Source organism: Deefgea salmonis (assembly GCF_020531905.1).
GTDB lineage: Bacteria > Pseudomonadota > Gammaproteobacteria > Burkholderiales > Chitinibacteraceae > Deefgea > Deefgea salmonis.
This window is the reverse complement of the sequence record NZ_JAJAWG010000003.1, coordinates 196,084-219,535: the sequence shown is the minus strand read 5'-3', so window position 1 is coordinate 219,535 and position 23,452 is coordinate 196,084. Positions and strand designations below refer to the sequence as shown.

At 48.1% G+C, this 23,452-nt stretch carries 26 protein-coding genes; 16 read left to right on the top strand and 10 right to left on the bottom strand.

Annotated elements, in window-relative coordinates; translation table 11 throughout:
- The first annotated feature begins 28 nt into the window (after nt 1–28).
- The 8 genes from LG219_RS07285 (at nt 29) to LG219_RS07250 (ending at nt 5,784) form a co-directional block, all read left to right on the top strand.
- Nucleotides 29–1,411, top strand: coding sequence for an RNA polymerase factor sigma-54 (locus LG219_RS07285; protein ID WP_226763859.1), 1,383 nt, complete (start codon nt 29–31; stop codon nt 1,409–1,411).
- A gap of 43 nt (nt 1,412–1,454) precedes the next feature.
- Nucleotides 1,455–1,781 (top strand): ribosome hibernation-promoting factor, HPF/YfiA family, encoded by a 327-nt coding sequence (hpf, locus tag LG219_RS07280; protein ID WP_173532048.1) that lies wholly within the window; start codon nt 1,455–1,457, stop codon nt 1,779–1,781.
- A 104-nt stretch (nt 1,782–1,885) separates the two neighbouring features.
- Complete coding sequence (gene ptsN, locus LG219_RS07275; protein ID WP_173534556.1) at nt 1,886–2,359, top strand: PTS IIA-like nitrogen regulatory protein PtsN; 474 nt, start codon at nt 1,886–1,888, stop codon at nt 2,357–2,359.
- Between the two features lie 113 nt (nt 2,360–2,472).
- Nucleotides 2,473–3,417: an HPr(Ser) kinase/phosphatase gene (gene hprK / locus LG219_RS07270; RefSeq protein WP_226763858.1), complete on the top strand. Its 945-nt coding sequence runs from the start codon at nt 2,473–2,475 to the stop codon at nt 3,415–3,417.
- Entirely contained in the window at nt 3,417–4,280 is an 864-nt protein-coding gene (rapZ, locus tag LG219_RS07265) for an RNase adapter RapZ (protein ID WP_226763857.1), read from the top strand. The genes hprK and rapZ overlap by 1 nt, the downstream gene beginning before the upstream one ends.
- Nucleotides 4,258–4,665, top strand: coding sequence for a NusG domain II-containing protein (locus LG219_RS07260; protein WP_226763856.1), 408 nt, complete (start codon nt 4,258–4,260; stop codon nt 4,663–4,665). The genes rapZ and LG219_RS07260 overlap by 23 nt, the downstream gene beginning before the upstream one ends.
- On the top strand, nt 4,646–5,185 hold the full coding sequence (locus LG219_RS07255) for a Gx transporter family protein (RefSeq protein WP_226763855.1): 540 nt from the start codon (nt 4,646–4,648) through the stop codon (nt 5,183–5,185). Before LG219_RS07260 ends, LG219_RS07255 begins: the two co-directional genes overlap by 20 nt.
- On the top strand, nt 5,182–5,784 hold the full coding sequence (locus LG219_RS07250; protein ID WP_226763854.1) for a flavin prenyltransferase UbiX: 603 nt from the start codon (nt 5,182–5,184) through the stop codon (nt 5,782–5,784). The genes LG219_RS07255 and LG219_RS07250 overlap by 4 nt, the downstream gene beginning before the upstream one ends.
- Nucleotides 5,785–5,867: 83 nt before the next feature.
- Here LG219_RS07250 and LG219_RS07245 read toward each other — a convergent pair whose 3' ends face one another.
- The 3 genes from LG219_RS07245 to dtd form a co-directional block, all read right to left on the bottom strand.
- Nucleotides 5,868–7,226, bottom strand: a complete 1,359-nt coding sequence (locus tag LG219_RS07245; RefSeq protein WP_226763853.1) for an MATE family efflux transporter — start codon at nt 7,224–7,226, stop codon at nt 5,868–5,870.
- A 2-nt stretch (nt 7,227–7,228) separates the two neighbouring features.
- Entirely contained in the window at nt 7,229–7,537 is a 309-nt protein-coding gene (locus LG219_RS07240; RefSeq protein ID WP_226763852.1) for a hypothetical protein, read from the bottom strand.
- Nucleotides 7,538–7,841: 304 nt separating this feature from the next.
- Nucleotides 7,842–8,291 carry a D-aminoacyl-tRNA deacylase gene (dtd, locus tag LG219_RS07235; protein ID WP_226763851.1) on the bottom strand — a complete coding sequence of 150 codons (450 nt, stop codon included), beginning with the start codon at nt 8,289–8,291 and terminating at the stop codon, nt 7,842–7,844.
- A gap of 196 nt (nt 8,292–8,487) precedes the next feature.
- Here dtd and asd point away from each other — a divergent pair, with 196 nt between their 5' ends.
- The gene (gene asd, locus LG219_RS07230) at nt 8,488–9,594 is read left to right on the top strand and encodes an aspartate-semialdehyde dehydrogenase (RefSeq protein WP_226763850.1); all 1,107 of its coding nucleotides are present in this window, start codon (nt 8,488–8,490) and stop codon (nt 9,592–9,594) included.
- Nucleotides 9,595–9,744: 150 nt separating this feature from the next.
- A complete protein-coding gene (locus LG219_RS07225; protein WP_226763849.1) occupies nt 9,745–10,023 on the top strand; it encodes a SemiSWEET transporter in 279 nt (92 codons plus the stop codon).
- A 47-nt stretch (nt 10,024–10,070) separates the two neighbouring features.
- Here LG219_RS07225 and LG219_RS07220 read toward each other — a convergent pair whose 3' ends face one another.
- Complete coding sequence (locus tag LG219_RS07220; RefSeq protein WP_226763848.1) at nt 10,071–11,711, bottom strand: electron transfer flavoprotein-ubiquinone oxidoreductase; 1,641 nt, start codon at nt 11,709–11,711, stop codon at nt 10,071–10,073.
- Nucleotides 11,712–11,868: 157 nt separating this feature from the next.
- Here LG219_RS07220 and LG219_RS07215 point away from each other — a divergent pair, with 157 nt between their 5' ends.
- From LG219_RS07215 to LG219_RS07200, 4 genes are all read left to right on the top strand, one after another.
- The gene (locus tag LG219_RS07215) at nt 11,869–12,618 is read left to right on the top strand and encodes an electron transfer flavoprotein subunit beta/FixA family protein (protein WP_226763847.1); all 750 of its coding nucleotides are present in this window, start codon (nt 11,869–11,871) and stop codon (nt 12,616–12,618) included.
- Nucleotides 12,615–13,556, top strand: coding sequence for an FAD-binding protein (locus LG219_RS07210; RefSeq protein ID WP_226763846.1), 942 nt, complete (start codon nt 12,615–12,617; stop codon nt 13,554–13,556). The genes LG219_RS07215 and LG219_RS07210 overlap by 4 nt, the downstream gene beginning before the upstream one ends.
- A gap of 126 nt (nt 13,557–13,682) precedes the next feature.
- Nucleotides 13,683–14,459 (top strand): ferredoxin--NADP reductase, encoded by a 777-nt coding sequence (locus LG219_RS07205; RefSeq protein WP_226763845.1) that lies wholly within the window; start codon nt 13,683–13,685, stop codon nt 14,457–14,459.
- A gap of 103 nt (nt 14,460–14,562) precedes the next feature.
- On the top strand, nt 14,563–14,862 hold the full coding sequence (locus LG219_RS07200) for an STAS domain-containing protein (protein ID WP_226763844.1): 300 nt from the start codon (nt 14,563–14,565) through the stop codon (nt 14,860–14,862).
- A 125-nt stretch (nt 14,863–14,987) separates the two neighbouring features.
- Here the strand turns inward: LG219_RS07200 and ntrC are convergent, their stop codons facing one another.
- The 6 genes from ntrC to glnA all read right to left on the bottom strand — a co-directional run bounded on the left by ntrC (nt 14,988) and on the right by glnA (nt 21,642).
- Nucleotides 14,988–16,385: a nitrogen regulation protein NR(I) gene (gene ntrC / locus LG219_RS07195; RefSeq protein ID WP_226763843.1), complete on the bottom strand. Its 1,398-nt coding sequence runs from the start codon at nt 16,383–16,385 to the stop codon at nt 14,988–14,990.
- Complete coding sequence (glnL, locus tag LG219_RS07190; protein ID WP_226763842.1) at nt 16,382–17,440, bottom strand: nitrogen regulation protein NR(II); 1,059 nt, start codon at nt 17,438–17,440, stop codon at nt 16,382–16,384. The genes ntrC and glnL overlap by 4 nt, the downstream gene beginning before the upstream one ends.
- Before the next feature lie 161 nt (nt 17,441–17,601).
- On the bottom strand, nt 17,602–18,078 hold the full coding sequence (locus LG219_RS07185) for a DUF4124 domain-containing protein (RefSeq protein ID WP_226763841.1): 477 nt from the start codon (nt 18,076–18,078) through the stop codon (nt 17,602–17,604).
- A gap of 179 nt (nt 18,079–18,257) precedes the next feature.
- Nucleotides 18,258–18,440, bottom strand: coding sequence for an Rdx family protein (locus tag LG219_RS07180; RefSeq protein ID WP_226763840.1), 183 nt, complete (start codon nt 18,438–18,440; stop codon nt 18,258–18,260).
- A 62-nt stretch (nt 18,441–18,502) separates the two neighbouring features.
- Nucleotides 18,503–19,966: a sensor domain-containing diguanylate cyclase gene (locus LG219_RS07175; protein WP_226763839.1), complete on the bottom strand. Its 1,464-nt coding sequence runs from the start codon at nt 19,964–19,966 to the stop codon at nt 18,503–18,505.
- 266 nt (nt 19,967–20,232) lie between these two features.
- A complete protein-coding gene (gene glnA, locus LG219_RS07170) occupies nt 20,233–21,642 on the bottom strand; it encodes a type I glutamate--ammonia ligase (RefSeq protein WP_226763838.1) in 1,410 nt (469 codons plus the stop codon).
- Between the two features lie 276 nt (nt 21,643–21,918).
- Between glnA and LG219_RS07165 the strand changes: the two genes are divergently transcribed.
- The gene (locus LG219_RS07165; protein ID WP_226763837.1) at nt 21,919–22,371 is read left to right on the top strand and encodes a rhodanese-like domain-containing protein; all 453 of its coding nucleotides are present in this window, start codon (nt 21,919–21,921) and stop codon (nt 22,369–22,371) included.
- Between the two features lie 196 nt (nt 22,372–22,567).
- Nucleotides 22,568–23,449, top strand: a complete 882-nt coding sequence (gene aroE / locus LG219_RS07160) for a shikimate dehydrogenase (protein WP_226763836.1) — start codon at nt 22,568–22,570, stop codon at nt 23,447–23,449.
- Nucleotides 23,450–23,452: the final 3 nt, after the last annotated feature.

Here is a 23,452-nt window from a genome sequence, read left to right as displayed (position 1 = left end):
TGTTTTTGCCAATTAGGTTATTCCCTTCATGAAGCAAACTTTGCAGTTGCGGATGTCGCAACAGCTCAATTTAACACCGCAGCTTCAGCAATCGATTAAGCTTTTGCAGTTGTCCACGCTTGATTTTCAACAAGAAATAGAGCAATTTTTAGCCGAAAATCCAATGCTTGAACGCGAAGATGGCGTGCAAGATGCAGGTGAAGAGGCCGAAAAATTAGAGGTCAGTGAGGTTGTTGAAGACGGCGACAGCTTACGCTGGGAAGACGTGCGCGCGAATACTTCGTTTGATGAAGGCGATGAAAATGACCCCGCACTTCGGGTGGCCAAGCTGTATTCACTGCGCGATTATTTGTTAGAACAAATGGGCTGCTTGCCCTTATCGCTGCGTGATAGCGCATTGATTTCATTGCTAATTGATGCTTTAGATGATGATGGAATGCTGAGCCAAAGCTTGGATGAAATTTACGCCCAACTACCAGAAAGCTTGGTATTAGAGCTTGAGTTAGAACCAGAAGAATTACAAATTGCATTGCAACATTTACAGCAACTAGAGCCACTTGGTGTTGGTGCGCGGGATTTGCCGGAGTCATTGACCTTGCAATTGCGGGTCTTGCCAGTAAGTTCAGCTCGAAATATTGCCATTCGTTTGGTGAACGAAGGTCTCGATTTATTGGCGCAACGGGATTACACTAGACTTAAACGCCAACTACAGTGTGATGAGGTGGTTCTTAAACAAGCTCAAACACTGATTCGCGGTTTAACGCCAAGGCCGGGCGCAAACTGGTCAGCAGAAACAACGCGTTATGTATTACCGGATGTGATTGTGACCAAGGTGCGTGGGCAATGGCAGGTGCGTTTAAATAGTGCGGCGCAACCGAAGTTAAGAGTCAATGAGTTGTACGCTAAATTACTGCAGGGCGATTCAGCAGCGGCACTCAGTGGTAAGCTACAAGAAGCACGTTGGTTGATTAAAAGTGTTGAGCAACGCGGCAGTACCATATTACGGGTGGCCGAAGCCATCGTAATACGACAAAAAGCTTTTTTTGAATACGGTGAAGTGGCAATGCGGCCTTTGGTGCTGCGCGATATTGCCGATGAACTTGAATTGCATGAGTCGACGATATCTCGGGTGACTACGCAAAAATACATGCTGACGCCACGCGGCGTTTTTGAGTACAAATATTTTTTTGGCAGTCATGTTGAAAGCGAAAGCGGGGGTGAAAACTCTGCGACATCGATTAAGGCTTTGATCAAACAACTGGTACAGCAAGAAAATCAGCACAAGCCATTATCCGATAGTGCTATAACTGAAGAACTCGCACGGCAAGGTGTGGCAGTTGCGCGGCGCACCGTTGCTAAGTATAGGGAGGCATTAATGATTCCTCCCGTTAATCTGCGCAAGTGCCTATAAAAGCACTGCCTTATAAAAGCATGAAGAACCGAAGGAGTAGTATATGAACCTCAACATTAGTGGTCATCATCTGGAAGTTACACCAGCGATTCGTGAATACGTTTCAGGTAAAATTGAGCGCACGACCCGTCATTTTGATAATGTGATTGATGTTTTAGTCATTTTATCGGTGGATAAGCTGGAACATAAGGCCGAGGCGACAATCAATGTCGTTGGTAAAGATCTGCATGTTGAGTCTATCGATAGCGATATGTACGCCGCCATCGATAGCATGGTCGATAAACTGGATCGCCAGATTATTAAATACAAAGAAAAATTATCTGGCCATCGTAATGATGCCCTGAAGCATCAAGTGGTAATCGAAGAATAATCCGTTGCACAAGCAACACAACGGGAACGCCGCGAGTCGTTCCCGTTTTTGTTTATCGGAGTGCGAGTTACAATAGCAGCTCCTTTAAGGACATAAGTTTGAACATGAGCCTGATTAGCAAAATACTCCCAGTCGCCAATGTTTTTTTAGATTTGGATGTGGGTAGCAAAAAACGCGTTTTTGAACATGTCGGTATCTTGTTCGAAAACAGCCATGGTATTGCGCGTAGCGTAATTTTTGATAGCCTGTTTGCCCGGGAAAAACTCGGTTCAACGGGTTTGGGTCAAGGCGTCGCCATTCCGCATGGCCGGATTAAAGGTTTAAAAGAGGCGGTAGGGGCGTTTGTGCGCTTGAGCGCGCCGATTCAATTTGATGCGCCAGATAGCAAGCCCGTGTCATTGATTTTTGTGCTCTTAGTGCCCGCCAATGCCACTGATCTGCATTTGCAGATTTTGTCAGAATTAGCACAGCTGTTTTCTGATAAGCAATTACGCGAAGAATTAATGACTTTGCCTGACCCCGAGGCGGTGTGGCAGCGGATTTCAACGTGGGAACCCTACGCGCCCGATTTTTCCTGATCGACTAGAGCCCTCAGCCTTGATCTGGGGGCTTATCATTTGTTCGCTGCCCATTTCGTTTTTGATCCACAATGGCATAAAATCAGCGCTTTTTTTGTTCTACGCGAGGCCGCATGCCCCAGATTACTGCTCGACAATTATTTATTGATAACGCCGAAAAACTGCGTCTGACTTGGGTTGCTGGGCAGTCGGGGGCAAATAATTTATTGTCCAATGATGCCTCAGAGCAAAAGCCATCGCTATCTTTGGTTGGGCATTTGAACTTTGTCCATCCCAATCGCATTCAAGTACTGGGGATTGCGGAAGTCGCTTATCTCAATGGTTTGTCGAGCGAGGTGCAGCACTCTAGCTTGAATCAGCTGTTTGCCAATGATATGTCGGCGATGATTGTCGCCAATGGGCAAGCGGTGCCCGATTCTTTGCGGGAAGCGGCTGAGCGTCATCATGTTCCCTTACTCACTAGTCCGGAGCAATCTCCGTATTTAATGGAGGTATTGCGCTACTATCTAAGTAAAGCATTGGCTGTATCAACACACCTACATGGAGTATTTTTGGATGTGTTGGAGGTTGGGGTTTTGCTGACCGGTGAGTCGTCGATGGGTAAATCTGAGTTGGCGCTGGAGCTGATTTCTCGTGGTCACGGCTTGGTGGCTGATGATGTGGTTGAGGTGTATCGCACTAATCCGGAAACCTTAGAAGGGCGTTGCCCACCGATGTTGCGCGACTTTTTAGAGGTGCGCGGGATTGGGGTGCTCAATATTAGAACCATCTTTGGTGAAACAGCAGTCAGGCCGAAAAAAACACTGAAATTGATTGTGCATTTGGCCAAAGCTGGCGGCGAGAATGTCGCGCCAGTTGATCGCTTACAAATGCAAGCGGCAACCCAGGCGATTTTGGATGTGCCGGTGAGAAAATTAGTCATTCCAGTCGCAGCCGGTCGCAATTTGGCGGTGTTGGTTGAGTCGGCAGTGCGAAATTATATTTTGCAATTGCGCGGGATTGATTCAACGCGTGAATTTATCGAGCGCCACCAGAAATTTATGGAGATGGGGGAATAATGTCACACAGCCAACATCAACAATTGGTCTTGCTATCGGGTTTGTCGGGCGCGGGTAAAAGCGTGGCTTTAAAAGCATTGGAAGATTTGGGCTTTTATTGTTTGGATAATTTACCTGCACCATTATTGCCGCAAGCGGTGTCGATGCTCGACTTGGATGGCTACCCTAAAATTGCCATCGGGATTGACGCCCGTAGCGCGCATAATTTGGCCACTTTTCCCGATCATTTAGCCGCTTTGATGGATTTAGGGCTGGATGTGCGGATGTTGTTTTTGGAGGCCAATAACGAAGTTTTGGTGAAACGCTATTCAGAAAGTCGCCGCAGTCATCCGCTGTCGCTGGGGGAATTAACGGTGACCGAATCGGTGGCGGTTGAGCGTGAAATGCTAGAAAGCATCCGTGAGATGTCGCATGTCATCGATACCTCGGGTCTATCGGCGGCGCAATTACGCACTTGGGTGCGTGAGTTTATCGCGACTGATCGTGCCAAATTAATGCTGATTTTTGAGTCGTTTGGCTTTAAGCACGGTTTGCCGCTGGATGCAGATTTTGTGTTTGACGCCCGTTGTTTGCCCAATCCATTTTATGACCCGGCGCTACGCTCTTTAACGGGCATGGATCAGCCGGTGGCCGATTTCTTAATGCGACAAGCCAGCGTCGGCAATTATTTGACGCATATTTTGGGCTTTTTAGAGCGCTGGTTGCCGGAGTTTGAACGTGATCAGCGCAGTTATGTCACCGTGGCCATTGGCTGCACCGGCGGTCAGCATCGTTCGGTGTATTTGGCCGAAGAGCTACGCCGACATTTTTCACGCAATCGTCAGGTCTTGGTTCGGCATCGTGAACAACATCAGCGCAGCTAAATCATGGCGAGATTGGCTGAGCTTATTGCGCTCAGGTGATTATGTGGTGATGGGGGTGTTTGTATTGCTGTGGGGCGTGATTACCGCCTTCTGTTGGTCACATGCTGGGGCGACTCGCGTTAAGATTTTTCAAGATGGCCAACTGTACGCCGAATTAGATTTAGCCGCAGCGCGCATCTTGGCGATTGATGGCCCGCTTGGCAAAACTGTCATCGAGGTGGCCGCTGGCCGTGCGCGGATTGCCAGCGACCCAAGCCCGCGGCAGTATTGTGTGCGTGCTGGCTGGCTCACTCAAGTGGGGCAAAGTGCGATTTGCTTGCCCAATCGCACCAGTATTGAACTCGTTGGTCAACGTCCTGCCCGTTATGACAGCCTCAGTTACTAAAATCACGTTAAATGTCAGCACCGCCGATGAGCAAATTGCCCGCTTTGCCGCGTGCGCGATTGTGTTGGCGGTGATTGAATCGGGTATTCCATCACCGATTCCGGGCTTTAAACCGGGGCTGGCCAATATCGTCACCTTAATTGCTTTACAGCGTTTGGGCTGGTCGGCCGCCGCGTGGGTGTCGATGTTACGGATTTTAGGTTCGAGCTTGGTGTTGGGCGGGGTGTTTTCCCCTGGTTTTGCTTTAAGCTTGGCAGGCGGCGTAGCCAGTGTATTGGCTTTGGCGCTGGTGCAATATTTACCGCAACGTTATTTTGGCTTGGTGACTTGGTCGCTGTGCTCGGCTTTGGCGCATTTAGTCGGCCAGCTGCTGATTGCGCGTTTATGGTTAATTCCCCATAACGGCATTTTGGTTTTAATTCCTTTACTGTTGGCAATGGCCATTATTTTTGGCGTGGTGAATGGCTTAATTGCCACTCATTTATTGCGAACTTACCCTGCTGTGGATACGACACAATGAAGACAATTACGCTGGCTTTTACTGGCGCATCCGGTTTGCCCTATGGATTACGCACGCTAGAATGCTTGCTGTTAGCCGGTTGTAACGTGCGTTTGGTGTATACCCAAGTGGCGCAAATTGTCGCCAAGCAAGAACTGAATTTAACTTGGCCTAGCCGTGCAGCGGACTTGGCTGAGTTACTGCGCGCGCAGTATGGCGTGACTGCACAGCAGTTACAGGTTTATGGTCAGCAAGAATGGTTTGCACCGATGGCTTCGGGTAGTAACCCTGGCGACGGTATGGTGGTGGTGCCGTGTACCATGGGGGCCTTGTCGGCGATTGCCAATGGCGCGTCAGATAATCTATTAGAGCGTGCGGCCGATGTGATGATTAAAGAGCGTAAAACGCTGATTATTGTGCCGCGCGAAACGCCATTTTCAGCGATACATCTTGAGCATATGCTGAAATTATCACGCCTTGGCGTGGTGATTTTGCCGCCCAATCCCGGTTTTTATCATCACCCACAAACCATCGAAGATTTAGTTGATTTTGTCGTGGCGCGGATTTTAGATCAGTTGGCGGTACCGCATCAACTTATGCAGCGCTGGGGCGAGTCCTGAGTTGAATGCAGTGATCACACCGCATTCAATCCGCATGCTGCAACGAGGCTAGGTATTGCTCTCTAGCCTTCGATTATAAAGTCTTAGCTTGCTATACCTGTTTGAAGTGCCCGTATGCTGATTCGTCTAAAAAACACATACAGCGCAATCGCCGCAAACGTCAGTGCAATCACCAGCGCCAACCAATAGCCGGCCGGACCTTGTGGGCTAAATGGACCGACCCCAAACGTCAGCGCATAACCGAGCGGAATACCGATCACCCAAAATGCCGTTAAGTGGATTACCAGTGGCATACGCGTTGATTTATAACCGCGCAATACACCCGCAACCACAATCTGGGTGGCGTCTGAAAACTGGAAAAATCCGGATAACAACAGCAATTTAGCCGCGAGTAAAATCACCGCAGGGTCGCTGGTATACCAAGCCGCAATCGTGCTGCGAAATGCAATAATCATGCAGCCAGAAATAATCGCCAAGACAAAACCCAGGTAAATCCCTGTTTCACCAATAAAGCGCGCCAGCTTAAAATCGCCAGCGCCAACGGCTTGCCCCACGCGAACGGTGAGCGCGGTGCTAATGGCCAATGGAATCATAAAAGTCAGCGAAGAAAAATTCAGTGCAATTTGATGCGATGCCACGGTGGTGGTACCCAATTTGGCCAGCATCAGGGCAATCAAACTAAACGCACTCGATTCAACAAAAAACATAATCCCGATTGGAATGGCCAACTTGGCCAATTGCTTTTGCGTTTGTAAACGTAGACCTTCGATATGACGAAACGGGTGCGTATCTCGATAAATCGGTGAAATACGAATCCAAATAATCCACATGATGGCGCTAAACCACATGCACATCGCCGTGGCCCAAGCACAACCGACTGCGCCCAACTCCGGAAACCCCCATTCGCCATAAATTAACACGTAGTTGGCGGGGATATTGAGCAGCAGCGCAAGAATCGAAATCACCATCATCGGCTTGGTTTGATTTAAGCACGAGCTATAGCCATACAAAACCCGCGCAATCGCCACCGCCGGAAAACCCCATGAGATCACCGCTAAAAAGCGGCTGCCTTTTTCGGCCACATCGGGCGCTAAACCAATATGTGAAAAAATCGGCAGCAAACTATGCGCGATCAACATCATGATCAGGGCGATAAATAAGCCTTGGTATAAAGCTTGTTGCGTTAACGATGGGATTTCATGCCAAGCCTTGGCGCCGACTTTTTGCGACGCCATCGGGCTAATGGCAATCAATAAGCCAAACATGGTGACAATCATCACGCTCCAAATCGACGTGCCGACTGAAACTGCGGCCAAATCACCGGCCGATAAATGACCGGCCATGACCGCATCGACAAAGCCGGTGCCAGTTTGAGCGAGTTGGCCGATCATAATTGGCCAAGCGAGAATCCAGGTGGCTTTAACGTCTTGCAAACGGGGCATTGCTATCCTTTGGGAATGGGGCGTGCTGGCTCATAAATAGCCAATAAATCAGGAAAGCGGCGTTGAAACAATAAGGCTTCAGTACAAAGCAAATCCAAAATCAATAAACTACCATCGGGTAAATTGTGCGTTGGCAGGTGTAAGCTTTGGGCTGCGGCAAACGCCCGAATTAATGAATGCGGGCCGGTATAGGGCGCAGCACGAAGCTGTAAGCAGTGGTGCTCGCGATACCGATCAAAATTAAGCCGGCGGTTTTTGCGTAAACCCGTTGTTGCAGGGCGGCTTATCGTTGCTTCTAAACAATCATACATGGGCAAGCTCCTAAGAAACTCGCCGGTGATTCTGTGGTATTGGATTGAATCACCGACGCTTTAGCGGCATTTCGAACGCGCCCCGCAATTTGTCGATTAATTGGCGCAAAAAACAAAAAACCCACGTGCAGTGGGTTTTGCACGCTTTAGCGAGTATTTATAAAGCGCCCGCAAGCTGGGTTTCAAATCGGCGCTAAGGGCATTCTGCACTTGGCATGTTGTTTCGGTCAAGTACGGGTAAAGCCTTATTTGCCGGCGGTTGACGTTGGGTTTTGCGCCGCGTTGGCGCGATTTTATTGGCGAATCAAGGCGCTTTGCTATCAATCCATAAAGTAATCGGGCCATCATTGATTAAAGCCACCTGCATATCCGCACCAAATCGTCCCGTCGCCACCGGCTTGGCCAGTTTGAGGCTGAGCTGGCGAACGAATTCATCAAATATTGGCTGGCTGATTGGCCCCGGCGCCGCCTCGCCCCAACTGGGTCGATTGCCTTTTTTGACATTACCAAACAGCGTAAATTGACTGACCGCCAAAACGTCTGCGCCCACATCGAGGATGGATAAATTCATCACTTCGTTTTCATCATTAAATAGCCGTAAATTGGCGATTTTATTCACCAGCCATTGGATATCAGTCGCCGCATCTTCATGACCAACGCCAACCAACAGCAATAAACCGGCATTGATTTTTCCGACGGTTTCGTGGCCAACATCGACTTGAGCTTGTTTGACTCTTTGAATTAAAACGCGCACTGGAGTCCTCTTGGGTCGCAAAAAGCCTAATTTTAACGCCGATTGGCGGGGCATGCTGCACCGTGAAGGTACGTTTGGAAACATTTAAATTGGGTAAAAGCGCGCTTAATTGGCTTTGCTGTCTAGTCAGGCATACGGAATTTCACTAATATCTAAGACTCGAATTAATTAATTGTTGTCGCTAAAGGATGTAATCATGAAACGGGTGGGTCTAGTCGGTTGGCGCGGTATGGTGGGTTCGGTTCTGATGCAACGCATGCAAGAAGAAAAAGATTTCGATGTGATCGATCCGGTTTTCTTCACAACGTCGCAAGCAGGCCAAGCTGCACCTAATTTTGGTAAAGACGCTGGCACCTTGCAAGACGCCAACGATATTGCCCAATTGGCCGCAATGGACGTGATTATTTCTTGCCAAGGCGGCGACTACACCACCGAAGTTTTCCCAAAACTGCGCGCTAGCGGTTGGGAAGGCTACTGGATTGACGCCGCTTCTACCTTGCGTATGGAAGACAATGCCGTCATCGTGCTCGATCCAGTCAATGACGACGTGATCCAAGGCGCTTTGGCCCGTGGTGTAAAAAACTACATCGGCGGCAACTGTACCAACTCGATCATGTTGATGGGTATGGGCGGTTTGTTTAAAGCTGGGTTGGTTGATTGGGTTTCGTCAATGACGTATCAAGCGGCTTCCGGCGGTGGTGCTAACCACATGCGTGAACTCCTCAAAGGCATGGGCGTGGTGTACAACGCCGTGGCCGATGAGTTGGCAACGCCAGCTTCAGCGATTTTAGAAATCGACAAAAAAGTCGCGCATACCATTTCAAACGATGTACCTACTGAATTTTTCGGTGCGCCACTCGCTGGCGGTTTGATCCCGTGGATTGACAAGCAACTTGATAACGGCCAAACCAAAGAAGAATGGAAAGGCCAAGCCGAAGTGAACAAAATCCTCGGTTCTGACGCCACGATTCCAGTCGATGGTTTGTGTGTGCGGATTGGTGCGATGCGTTGCCATAGCTTGGCATTGACCATCAAACTGAAAAAAGATCTGCCACTGGCTGAAATTGAAGCCATCATCAAATCGGGTAACGATTGGGTGAAATGGGTGCCGAACGATCGCGAAATCACCGTGAAAGAGCTGATTCCTGCGCAAATCACTGGCAAGCTCGATATCGGTGTAGGCCGCGTGCGTAAATTGAATATGGGCCCAGAATACATCAGCGCGTTTGTGATTGGCGACCAATTGCTCTGGGGCGCTGCTGAGCCACTTCGCCGTATGTTACGGATTTTGTTGGCGAAATAAGGTTTGGTTTTTTTAAGATAACGGCGCGCAGAGCGCCGTTTTTTATGGGCTGTCGGCCGACTGTACAAGTTTGTTGATGTGCAGTGGCGAGGCGTACTGTGATGACGACTTGCTGCTGACTTTACCGCCCCATTGAATGAGTATTGAGCGATGAATGTATTGAGTTTAATTGGCATGTCCGCCGCGCTATGCACCACTGTCGCCTTTGTGCCGCAAGTGTGGCAGGTTTGGCGTAGTCGTTCGGCGAAAGATATTTCCTTAGGCATGTATTTGATTTTTGTTACTGGGGTGGGTTTATGGCTGGTGTATGGCTTTATGCTCGGTGACTGGCCGTTGATTTTGGCCAATACAGTGACTTTGGCGCTAGCGGGTGCGGTGTTGGTGATGAAGATTTATTTTGATTTACGCCGTAATAAAAAGTCTGAATGATGGGTATATTGATGTGGCCCATATTCAATATGAGCCACATTAAAATACTACATACCTGTATAGAGCGGCCCACCGCCGCCTTCAGGCGGTACCCAATGGATGTTTTGCTGCGGATCTTTGATGTCGCAGGTTTTGCAATGCAAGCAATTTTGCGCGTTGATTTGTAAGGCGGGTGCGTCGTGGTGTTGAATGATTTCATACACGCCAGCAGGGCAGTAATGGCTTTCTGGTGAGCCATACTGGGCCAGATTGACGGTAATCGGAATTAAGGTATCGCGTAATTGCAAATGGCTGGGTTGATCGTGATCGTGCGAGACATTGGCCAGCATTAAAGAATCAAGCTTATTGAACGTCAGTACGCCATCGGGTTTGGGGTAATGAATCGCTGTGACGCTGTTGAGTGGTTTTAGCGTGGCATTATCGGGCGTGCTGTGGCGTAATGTCCAAGGGGTATTGATCCCTAACTTAGATAACCAAAGCTCTGCACCTGCATACATCGTACCTGCGAAAGTGCCGAGTTTAGAAATCGCTGGCTTGATATTGCGCACTTGTTGTAGTTCTTGCCAAATACTTGATTGTGCAAAGGCGGTATTGAAAGCAATCAGTTCATCGCGCTGCCGATCGTTGGCAATGGCGTCGACTATGGCTGGGGCGGCTAACATGCCTGACAGCATCGCATTATGCGTGCCTTTAATGCGTGGGAAATTGAGTAATCCCGCTGAGCAGCCAAGCAAAATCCCGCCAGGGAAGGTCATTTTGGGTAAGGATTGCAGGCCACCTTCGGCGATCGCGCGCGCGCCGTAAGCAATGCGTTTGGCACCAGCAAAAGTGCCACGAATTTTGGGGTGGGTTTTAAAGCGTTGTAATTCTTCGAATGGCGATAAGGTGGGGTTTTGGTAATTCAAATGCACCACATAACCAATGGCCACTTGATGGTCGGGCAAATGATAAATAAACGCGCCACCGCTGGTGCTGTTGTCGAGCGGCCAACCTTGGGCGTGCTGCACTAAACCAAGGTGGTGGTGTTCGGGTTTAACTTGCCAAACTTCTTTGACGCCAAGGCCAAAATGCTGCGGATCGGCGTCTTGACGTAAAGCATATTTATTTTCTAAATCGCCAGCGAGTGAGCCGCGCGCGCCTTCGCAAAACAACGTGTATTTGGCGAGAATCGCCATGCCCAGCGCGTAATCGGCTTTATGTTGGCCTAATTTATTGATGCCCATATCGCCAACGGCCACGCCCATGACGGCGCCTGCATCGTCGTACAATACTTCGGCTGCAGCAAAGCCGGGATAAATTTCAACGCCCAGGTTTTCAGCTTCGCTGGCAAGCCAAGCACAGACTTCGCCCAACTTAACGATAAAACAGCCATCGTTGTGTAATTGTGGCGGCAGTAAGATTTGTGGAATCTTAATGCCGGTGTCTTCGTCGAGTAAAAAGAACTCGTCTTGGCTGACCGCGGTGGCCAATTGCGGCGCGCGCTGTTGCCAATCGGGAATCAGTTGATTGAGCGCAATCGGATCAATCACCGCGCCAGACAAAATATGCGCGCCTACTTGCGCGCCTTTTTCCAAAATACAGACTGAAATTTCGGGGTTGAGCTGCTTTAAAGCAATGGCTGAACTCAGGCCAGCAGGGCCAGCACCAATAATCAGCACATCGTATTCCATGACATCGCGTTCTTGCATCTCAATCTCGCTTCTATATCTGTAAAATCGAATATGTTTATAATAACAATGTGTTTTACATATAGTTTACCGCCGAATACAATCTTGTGCAAAATGACATTTGTTCTATAATCGCGCGCGTTGATGACCATCAAAGGTCGCTATGTAAGGAAGCAGCATGAAAATTCTAGTCAGCATTAAACGGGTTGTTGATTATCAAATCCGTCCACGGCCAGCTCAAGATGGCTTGGACGTTGAATTGACCAATGTCAAAATGAGCATCAATCCTTTTGACGAAAATGCCGTCGAAGGCGCAGTACGCTTGAAAGAAGCTGGTGTGGCCAGCGAAGTGGTGGTGGTGGTGGCGGTTGGCTCTGCGGCTAATCAAGATGTGTTACGTCATGCTTTGGCAATGGGCGCAGATCGGGCGATTTTGATCGAGACGCCCGCTGTGGTGCAGCCATTAACGGCAGCGAAATATCTGCAAGCTATCGTTCAGCGTGAAGCGCCGGATTTGGTGCTGACGGGTAAGCAAGCGATTGATGATGATGCGGCTGAAACCGCGCAAATGCTGGCGGGTTTATTAAATTGGCCGCAAGCTACATTTGCCTCCAGCATTCAACTCGCGGATGGCCTCGCCACCGTGGTGCGTGAGATCGATGGTGGTCAGGAAACCTTGTCGTTGCAATTGCCGGCGGTGATTTCTGTGGACTTACGCTTGAATGAGCCACGTTTTATTAAATTGCCAGCGTTGATGATGGCCAAGAAAAAACCGATTGAGACTTTGCCTGCGGCTGATTTTACCGTCAGCGCACCGGTGTTAACGGTATTGCAGATTGCTGAACCTGCGGCACGTAAGCCGGGGAAAATTTTAAATAATGTAGCCGAGTTGGTCGCTGCATTGCGAGCTGAGAAGGTGTTGCCATGAGCGTTTTAGTGATTGCTGAATTAGACAGCCACGGCATTAAAGCCGCTACGCGCTCGGCGATTCGCGCTGCGAGCCAATTGGGTGAGGAAGTTCATTTATTAGTGACGGGCAATGATGTGGCAGGTATTGCTGCCCAGGCCATGAAGATTGAGGGCTTGAGCAAGGTACTCCATGCAGATGGGCAGGCGTATGCGCATGGCTTAGCCGAAAACCTCGCGCCTTTATTGGTGCAACTCGCCGCCAATTACTCCGCATTGGTCGCAGCGGCGACCAGCTTTGGCAAAAATGTATTGCCACGCGCTGCAGCATTACTTGATGTGGCGATGGTGTCTGAAGTGATTCAGATTATCAACGCGACGACCTTTGTGCGGCCGATGTACGCTGGCAATATCAATGCCACCGTTGTTGCACCAGCCGGTTTACGGATTTTGACGATTCGTCCAACGGTGTTTGAAGCTGTTGCCGCAACCGGGGGTGCTGCAACGCTGGAAACGTTGACAGCAACTGCCGATACCGGACAAACCACATGGGTGAGCCGTGATTTGGTTGAGCTCGATCGCCCAGAGCTGGCAACAGCGCGGGTGGTGATTAGCGGTGGTCGTTCACTCGGTAGTGCCGAAGGCTTTAAAGCAACGCTCACGCCATTGGCTGATGTACTCGGCGCAGCGATTGGTGCGACACGCGCGGCGGTGGATGCTGGCATGGCACCCAATGATAGCCAAGTTGGCCAAACCGGTACCGTGGTCGCGCCTGAGCTGTATATGGCGTTTGGCGTTTCTGGCGCAGCGCAGCACGTGGGCGGGATTAAAGACAGTAAGGTCATTGTGGCGGTGAATATCGACGCGGATGCGCCGATTTTCCAAGTGGCCGATTATGGTTTAGTTGCTGATCTATTTACCGTGATTCCTGAATTACAAGCGGCGTTAAAAGCTGAATAATTTGAACCATAAAGACGCCGAGGCGCAAAGATCAAACAGAACTGAAAGTGCGCCCATTGTTTAGGGCCTAAATACTTTTCTCTGTGTCTTGGTGCTTCTGCGGTGATTGTTTTTGAAGGAAGTTAAATGTCTAAGTTTGCTCATGAAACCGTACTGAGTGTTCGTCACTGGAATGATTCTTTATTTAGCTTTACCACCACGCGTGATGAGTCGCTGCGTTTTGAAAATGGCCAGTTTGTGATGATTGGTTTGGAAGTGGATGGTAAGCCATTAATGCGCGCCTATTCAATTGCCAGTGCCAATTACGAAGAAGAGCTCGAATTTTTTAGTATTAAAGTGCAAAACGGCCCACTGACTTCGCGCCTGCAGCATTTAAAAGAAGGCGATAAATTATTAGTGAGCCGTAAACCCACCGGCACTTTGGTATTGTCTGATTTAAAACCGGGTAAACATTTGTATTACCTGAGTACTGGTACTGGTTTAGCACCTTTCATGAGCTTGATTAAAGATCCTGAAGCGTATGAAAAATTCGATAAAATCATTTTGATTCATGGTGTGCGCACGGTGAGTGAATTAGCGTATGCGGATTATATTGAGCATGAATTGCCAAATAATGAGTTTTTTGGCGAAGAAGTGCGTAATAAATTAATTTATTACCCAACGGTGACGCGTGAGCCATTCCGTAATCAAGGTCGTCTGACTGATTTAATTACTTCGGGTAAATTATTTGAAGATATCGGTTTGCCACCACTGAATCCAGAAACCGATCGCGCCATGCTGTGCGGTAGCCCAGCGATGCTAGAAGACACGTGTAATCTACTGGACTCATTGGGCTTTAAAGTGTCCAAACGAATTGGCGAACCGGGCGATTATGTGATTGAGCGTGCTTTCGTTGAAAAATAATCTGTAGATTGGCGAGCTTTTTTTAATTGCAAGCTTTGCATAAGTCTTCTCTGTGGCTAGACTATATTGTACATACAGTCATCAACGTTTTTGGAGTAGGTCTATGCAAGTGAATGTACGCTTTGATAATAACCGCGCCATCTTAGCTTTGAATGGCAACTTTACCTTTGAATTTCATCGAGAGTTTAAGCACGCAACGACCTCGGCTTTACAGCATCCTGGCCTCTCGGATATCGAAATTGATTTTTCGGCAGTAGATTATATGGATTCGGCCGCTTTAGGGATGCTATTGCTACTCAATGAGCGCGCTGGCGGTAAAAAAATTACGCTGGTCAATTGTAAAGGCACGGTGAAATCGGTGCTTGATATTGCCAACTTTGGCAAAATTTTCGAAATTCGTTAAGCCATTCAATATCGTCAGCCTGCAAAAAAGCCCGAGGAGAAATCCTAGGGCTTTTTTATGGTTCGTCATTTTGCAAAATGCACTGTATTGGCGGTTGTGGACTTTAGGCTGCGCTAAATTTGTAATTAGGCGCTATGCTCGTCGATTCCGAGTTCTTGAATTTTTCTAGTTAGGGTATTGCGTCCCCAGCCTAGTAGTTCCGAGGCTTCTATTCGTTTACCCCCAGTTTGCGCCAAGGCTTGCTCGATAACGGTGCGCTCAAAATCGAGCATCATACTGTCTAAAATCCGGCTGTCGCCGCGTTGTAGGCGGTGCTTAACTTCAGCCGCTAGTGATGATTGCCAGTCACCAACCAGTTGATTACTGATGGTTGGGGTTTGTAACTCGGGAGGTAAATCGTTGCTTTCAACGCATTGTCCGGGCGCCATGACGCTGATCCAATGGCAAATGTTTTCGAGCTGGCGAACATTGCCCGGAAAATGATATTGAGTCAGCTGTTGCATTGCCGCGTCACTGAGGCGTTTGATTTCAACGTCGAGGTTTTTAGCCGACTGCGCCAGAAAATGCTTGGTCAGCAGCGGAATGTCTTGCTTACGTTCGCGCAATGCCGGTAGGCGCAAACGGATGACATTGAGGCGATGATATAAGTCTTCACGAAATAGTTTTTCTTTGACTCGGTCTTCAAGATCTTGATGCGTGGCGGCGATGACTCGTACATTGGCTTTAATAGGCTGGTGACCGCCAACGCGATAGAAAAAACCATCTGACAGCACACGCAATAAACGTGTTTGCAGATCAAATGGCATGTCACCAATTTCATCCAGAAAGAGCGTGCCCCCTTCGGCTTGTTCAAAGCGGCCAATCCGTTTGGCGTCTGCCCCGGTAAAAGCGCCACGTTCATGGCCAAATAATTCAGACTCGAGTAAGTCCTTGGGAATCGCTGCGCTATTAATGGCAACAAAAGTTTTATTCGCGCGTGGGCTATGCCGGTGCAGCGCACGGGCAACCAGCTCTTTGCCGCTACCGGATTCACCGGTAATCATGACGGTTGCCGCCGAATGAGATAGGCGGCCAATCGCGCGAAATACATCCTGCATCGCGGGGGCTTGGCCGAGCATTTCAGCTACGGCTGAATCGGCTTCATGATTAGGGCTGCGCACTTCGCTTTCTTGCATGGCGCGGCGAATCAGTGCAATCGCTTGGTCGACGTCAAATGGTTTGGCAAGGTATTCAAATGCGCCGCCTTGAAACGCCGAAACGGCGCTGTCTAAATCAGAATGCGCGGTCATGATAATCACGGGGATTTCAGGCCAGTCGCGCTTGACGATCTCTAAAAAATTTAAGCCAGATTCGCCGGGCATGCGGATATCACACACCACCGCTTGTGGGCGCTCGGTTTGTAATTGAAGCAGCGCTTCGGTGGCCGATGCAAAGGCGGTATGGGTAATGTGTTCGCGACTGAGTGCTTTTTCAAACACCCAGCGAATCGATTTATCATCGTCAATAACCCAAACTGGTTTCATGATGCGCTTCCTGTGTCTTGCCATGCATTAAGGGGCAAAAAAAGACTAAATGTGGTGTGACCCGCTCGGCTGTCAAATTCAATCACGCCGTGGTGTTGGGCAATATACGTGTGTGCTAAATGTAAGCCGATGCCAGTCCCGCCTGGACGTCCTGACACCAATGGATAAAATAAGGTTTCTTTTAAATGCTCAGGGATGCCAGGGCCGTTATCACTAATATCGATGCGTAATGCCAATGGGTAGCGATGACGGTTGAGCGTGACTTGACGGGCAATTCGCGTGCGTAAAATCACCTCGCCAATATTGGACATGGCTTGAATGGCATTGCGCACAATATTGAGCACCGATTGAATTAATTGCTCTTTATCGGCAATTAACGTCGGAATACTGGTGTCGTAATCTCTTTTTACCGCTAAGCCATTAGGCGTTTCGGCCAAAACAAGGCTGCGAACACGCTCTAAGACTTCATGAATATTGAGTTCTTTCAGTTGTGGTAAACGATGTGGCGTGAGTAGGCGATCGAGCAAGCTTTGCAGGCGAGATACTTCGTCAATAATAACGTCGGTATATTCTTTGAGTTGTGGATCTGGTAATTCATGCGCCAATAATTGGGCTGCGCCGCGAATGCCGCCGAGGGGATTTTTAATCTCATGCGCTAAATTACGAATTAACTCACGATTGGCTTGTTGCTGCGCTTGCAAGCGCTCTTCATTAATAATTCGGCGCTGTTGATCGATACGACGTATTTCGAGTAGCACCGTTGCCGCTACTGATTCAATGGGCGTGACATCCAGCGTGACATACATTTCACCCTCAATGCCAAAAACAATCAGTTCGTGCTCAGTGATTGAGATCCGTTTTTCTAATGCAGTTTGTGCCGCAAAAACTAAAGGCGAATTTTCGCCAAAGCATTGCACTAAAGATTGTTTCTCATTTTGTTTAATATTAAATAAACTATTTGCCGCTGGATTAGCATAACTAATATAGCCATCTTGATTGACTGCTAAGACAGCAGCATCGAGATAATCGAGGCCAGAAAAAATAGGATGGCTCATAATGCGGCTCCATCGGATACAAACTCATTTGAAAAAGACATATTGTCGCGCTGAAGGATCAATTCCTTAAAGCAAAATTTAGGCCAGCTTTTGATGGCCACACTGCGCCAATCGTTCTCAACCTTGCACAATATTGGTGCTGCAGCGCTCGATCAGCCGCTTTAACGCACTCGCGTTAGCTCCGCTTGCAGTGCGGTGACGTTTTTTTCATGCATCACAATGGCTTCGCGCAAGCGACCAATACGATCAAGATAGAGCTTAGGATTGGCTTGCTCGGCAGCGGAGCGATTGGCATCAGCGTCTTGTAGGTTCTTTTGGGCTTTGTTTAATAGCTCGCGTTCACTGCTGAGCTCTTCTTCTAAAATTAATTTACGATTGCTGTCTCGATTTTTTTGCGTTGCTGCATCGACTTTGGGGAAATTGATTGGCGAAGGGGCAGCAACCCGAGGAGATTTAACACTCTCGTTATTGCGGCGAACTGGGTTGGCTGCAGGTTGTGATTCACTCATGATGCGCACGGCACCTTTAATGGGTGAATTAGTAAATGTCACATTGCCATTACTATCTACATATTTGTAAATATCGGCATGCGCCATATTGCAGAGAAATAGAAGGGCAATTAGTCGTTTTGAGTGCATAACAGAAAGGTATCACAGCCTGCGCTTTGTGCCTAATCAGCAGCGTATGAATTGTATTTCAAGTGTATTTAATCGGTATTTTTATCCGAATGTCCTAAAGTTTTGTCGGGCGCAATCAGGTCGCGAATTCTTTGTTTTAAAACTTTGGCCTCAGGAAAACCATTTTCAATTTTTCTATCTCAGACTAATACATCATCACAATGGATTAAAAAGACGCCACCCGTACCCGGTTGCAATGCTATTTCGCCTAATTCAAAAGCAAAAGTAGAGAGTAATTCTTGGGCCAGCCATGCGCTGCGCAAGAGCCAGCTGCACTGAGTGCAGTAATGGATCACGATGCGTGGTTTTTTGCTTGAGTTCATGATGATCAAAATTAAAGTCAAGGCGCTATTTTGCCTAGCATTGTGGGCTAAAGACAATCGATTTAATGTATTTTTAGGTAGGCGGACTCTGGGGTATCCGTTTGTATACAATTGCGGCCATTGGCTTTGGCTAAATACATGGCATTATCGGCGCGGGACAATAAGTCATCCAAAGTTTGATCTTGTTTGAGCAAACTGGTGATGCCGAGGCTCACCGTTGTGTTCATGAGCTGGTTTTTAGGGGCTAAAAATGAGTTATCGGCAATCGCGCGTCTGATTTTATCGGCAACAATTTGAGCCTGTTCTAGTGTTGTTTCAGGCAGTAAAACCACAAACTCTTCTCCGCCCCAGCGGGCGACTAAATCGGTTTCTCGTATATTAATTAAGCACAGGTGGGCTATTTTTTTTAAAATCTGATCGCCAAATAAATGCCCGTATTGATCGTTAATCATTTTAAAGTGATCGACATCAATCATCATCAGACTCATATTTTTTTGATAGCGCAAAGCATTTAAAAAAATTGCTTGGGCTTTTGATTGCCATTCACGACGATTATTCAGCTGGGTCAGCTCATCGGTGGTGGCTAAAATACTGAGTTCGAGATTGAGTTTTGCCAGTGTGTCGGTTCGTGATTTGACTTCTTGCTCCAGATAAGCTTGATTGTGCATGATTTGTGTTTGTGTTTGTGCTAAATATTGCAAAGCCAATGTAATAGAAAAAACAAAAATTTGGATTTGTAATAATGAAATAATCATGTTTTGTGGGTTCACAAAACCATAGCCTTTGGCTGTTAAGCCAATACACATGAGTGTAATGAGTAAGAGTGAAAAATTGGTCGCTGCAATTTTAAATCGGACAGCAATGTACAGCATCAAAGGCAGTAATAAAATCAAGGTTCGATCTAAAATAAAATAATTAATAATAATTGGAATCGGAATCATGATCAAAAAATAAATAGGTTTTAAAAATTCTTTAGTTAATGTTCTTGACTTCAGGTAGGGGTACAGTGGAGTAAATAAAATAAGTCCTGACGAATCTGCCAGCATTAAAATCATGCCGCGGATTAATATAGAATCTAAGTGGACGGGGATTGCTCCAGAAGTAATTTGCAATGCTATAAATAGCGGCATTGTGGTCATCACAGGAATAAAACAAACCCGAAACCAAATTTTAGGCAATACCTCCGGCTGCCGCCACATATTCTCGCCATAATGAATTGAGAGTATTTGATAGGCGCGAGCCGCTAAATATGATTGCAGGGTATCAATGGCAGCAAAAGTGAAGCCACTGATTAAAATGCTGGCAATCTGAGGTTGCCAATTGCCTTGAAATAAATAAGGCGTATTGATCGCAAAACTGCCTAGATAAACGACGATCAGCCCTGTTTTACCCAGTTGCAAAACAGTAAATAAACCAATACCAGCCGCTAGCCAAATTAAACCCATATTGCCGGGATTAATTGTTCCAAGTTGAATTGACAGCATGCCCGCACAGAGATAACTGACTAAAAAAGCAGTGGCAGGCATGATTTTTGTGTGTGAGATCATTTTTGGGTTGTTGTATACTTTTGATCAGTATAGTAACAACTTCATGTCAGCGTGCATTAAAGTGCTGCTGTGCGCTGAGTGCCAATTGATGTGTTGGGTTGCCGATTGGCGTCGTTTGAAAGTAAAATCGATTGCGAATTTCAAGATGAGTATTTTTTGTGAGTAGATCATGAAAAAACCCGCACAAGCTAGGCTGTATGCGGGTTTGCTGGGCTGTCCCGAACGGGTCGGGACGATCTCAGGTATTACAAAGAGTAATACATATCAAATTCAACTGGATGCACGTTCATGCGTGAACGATTTACATCGTTCATTTTGAGTTCGATGTATGAATCAATCCACTCGTTAGTGAATACGCCGCCACGAGTCAAGAATTCACGGTCTGCATCGAGTGCTTCCAAAGCTTGATCCAAAGATGAGCAAACTGTAGGGATCAATTTGTCTTCTTCTGGTGGCAAATCGTACAAGTTTTTGTCCGCTGGATCGCCTGGGTGAGTCTTGTTTTGGATACCATCCAAGCCCGCCATCATCAATGCCGCGAAGCACAAGTATGGATTTGCCAATGGATCTGGGAAGCGCGCTTCGATACGACGGCCTTTTTCAGACGCAACGTGCGGAATACGGATTGATGCAGAGCGGTTTTTAGCTGAGTAAGCCAATTTAACCGGTGCTTCGTAATGCGGTACCAAACGCTTGTACGAGTTCGTACCTGGGTTGGTGATCGCGTTCAATGCTTTAGCGTGCTTGATGATACCGCCGATGTAGAACAGGGCAGTTTCAGACAAACCAGCGTATTCATTACCCGCAAACAAGTTTTTGCCATCTTTCCAGATTGACTGGTGAACGTGCATGCCCGAGCCGTTGTCGCCAACGATTGGTTTTGGCATAAACGTGGCTGTTTTGCCGTATTGGTTGGCAACGTTGTGCACCACGTATTTCAGGATTTGAGTCCAGTCAGCGCGCTGGGTCAAAGTTGAGAATTTAGTACCGATCTCGTTTTGACCTGCGTTTGAAACTTCGTGGTGGAACACTTCAACGGGCACGCCCATTTCTTCCAAGATCAACACCATAGAGGCGCGGATGTCTTGATGGCTGTCAACCGGAGGTACTGGGAAGTAGCCGCCTTTAACGCGTGGACGGTGACCTAAGTTGCCGCCTTGTACTTCGTCAGCAGTCGCCCAAGCGCCTTCGTCTGAACCGATTTTTACGAACGAGCCTGACATATCCGTGTTCCAACGGATGCTGTCAAAAATAAAGAATTCTGGCTCTGGACCAAAGTAAGCGGTGTCGCCGATGCCGGTGGTTTTCAGATACGCTTCAGCGCGGCGGGCCAATGAGCGTGGATCACGATCATAACCTTTACCGGTTGCTGGCTCGATCACATCGCAAGTCATGATCAGCGTTGGCTCATCAAAAAATGGATCGATGTTGGCTGTTGCAGAGTCTGGCAACAACAGCATGTCGGAAGCTTGAATGCCTTTCCAGCCGGCGATCGATGAACCATCGAAGGCGTGACCCGCTTCGAACCATTCTTCATCAACGACGTGAGAAGGAACGGTTACGTGGTGCTCTTTACCGATGGTGTCGGTGAAGCGCAAGTCAACGAAACGAATGTCGTTTTCTTTAATAAGCTTGAGAACGTCGGCTACCGCCATGTTGTCGCTCCTGTAGGACGAGTATGAACAAAAAGTGGAATAAAACGGCAATAAATGCTGTTGCAGTGATTACAAGCACAAAGTGTGCCAATCAAAATCTTACATGCAATCTATTGTGCCACATCTTTTTGCTGTCGAGGACTTACTTTTGAGTATTTTTTTAGTGCATACATTGATTCGTCGCACTGCTTTGGTGCGTCAATAAAAGTAGCTGCAACGTAAGACATGCCGCTAAAATAGATCGCTCCATGGAGAGCGCAAACAAGGAAATTTGAGATGAGCCAAAATAATGAAATTTTGCAAAATGCGCGTTCTCGCGCCTTAGGCCAGGGATTACCTTACGCGGGCGTTGTCACTCCGAGCGAGGCGTGGACTTTATTGCAAAGCCTGCCCAATGTGCAGTTGGTGGATGTTCGCACGCATGCTGAATGGCAGTTTGTTGGCGTGGTGCCCGGCGCGGAGATGATTGAATGGAAAACCTATCCGACCATGGCCAATAATCCGCACTTTTTGGTGCAGTTAAAAGCGGCTGTTGATCCTGAGGCCGTCGTCATGTTTTTGTGTCGAACGGGGGTGCGATCACACGATGCCGCTATTTTGGCGGCTGAGCACGGCTACACTGCGGCGATGAATATTTTAGAGGGCTTTGAAGGCGATAAAGACGCGCAGAGTCATCGCGGCAGTAAAAATGGCTGGCAAGCGGCCGGATTACCTTGGACACAAGGTTGATGTTGTCGTTTGAGCTGTGTCTGAATTTGTAAGCTAACGACTGTGCTTCCACTTCAGTCCTCGCACAACAGTTGCATGGCAAGGCGTCGAGACCACAGCCAGTACATCGATCGACCTCGAGCATGACAAGGCAAGGCAACGATGCAAGAGACGGCTGCTTAATACTTACACCTCACTTTTTAATGGGCGCCGCACTATGACTCAACCGACGTATGTTGTGATTGGTAATCCGATTGCGCATTCTAAATCACCGCAGATTCATGCTGCATTTGCCGCACAGTTTGCAGATCATCCCGCCGTAAGCAGTTTTGACTATCAGCAATTACTCGCGCCCTTAGATGGTTTTTCGGCGACGGTGAATGCCTTTGCTGATGCGGGTGGCCGTGGGGCGAATGTGACAGTACCGTTTAAAGAAGGAGCTTTTCGTTGGGTCGGCGAGCAACTGACTGAGCGCGCCGCCGCTGCCGGTGCGGTCAATACCTTGGTGCGACAAGCCAACGGTACTTGGCAAGGCGACAATACCGATGGCGCTGGTTTAGTCGCCGATTTATTGCGCCATATTGATTTGCGGGATCAACGGATTTTATTGCTCGGCGCGGGGGGCGCGGCACGCGGCGCATTGTTGCCGCTCTTACAGCAACAGCCCAAATCGTTATCGGTTGCTAATCGAACGCAAAGCAAGGCGCAGCTGTTATTGGATGAAGTGGCTGCGCCTTGGCTGCATGCTCAGGATGTATCGCTGCCGATGCTGTCGCTGGGCTTTGATGATTTACTCGATGAGGTGGTCATCGCTGAGCGGCTGCAGTTTGATGTGGTGATCAATGGCACGTCAGCGAGCTTAAGTGGCGAGCGTTTACCGATTGGCGATGCGATATTTGCGCCCAATGCACTGGCTTACGACATGATGTATGGCAAAAATGAAACGCCATTTTTGGCGCAAGCGCGTAGAGCGGGCGTGCACCAGCGCGTCGATGGCTTGGGGATGCTCGTTGGGCAAGCGGCAGAGGCATTTGAATTGTGGACCGGTTTACGGCCGGATGTGGCGCCGGTATTGCAGTGGATGCGCGAGCAAATTTAATGA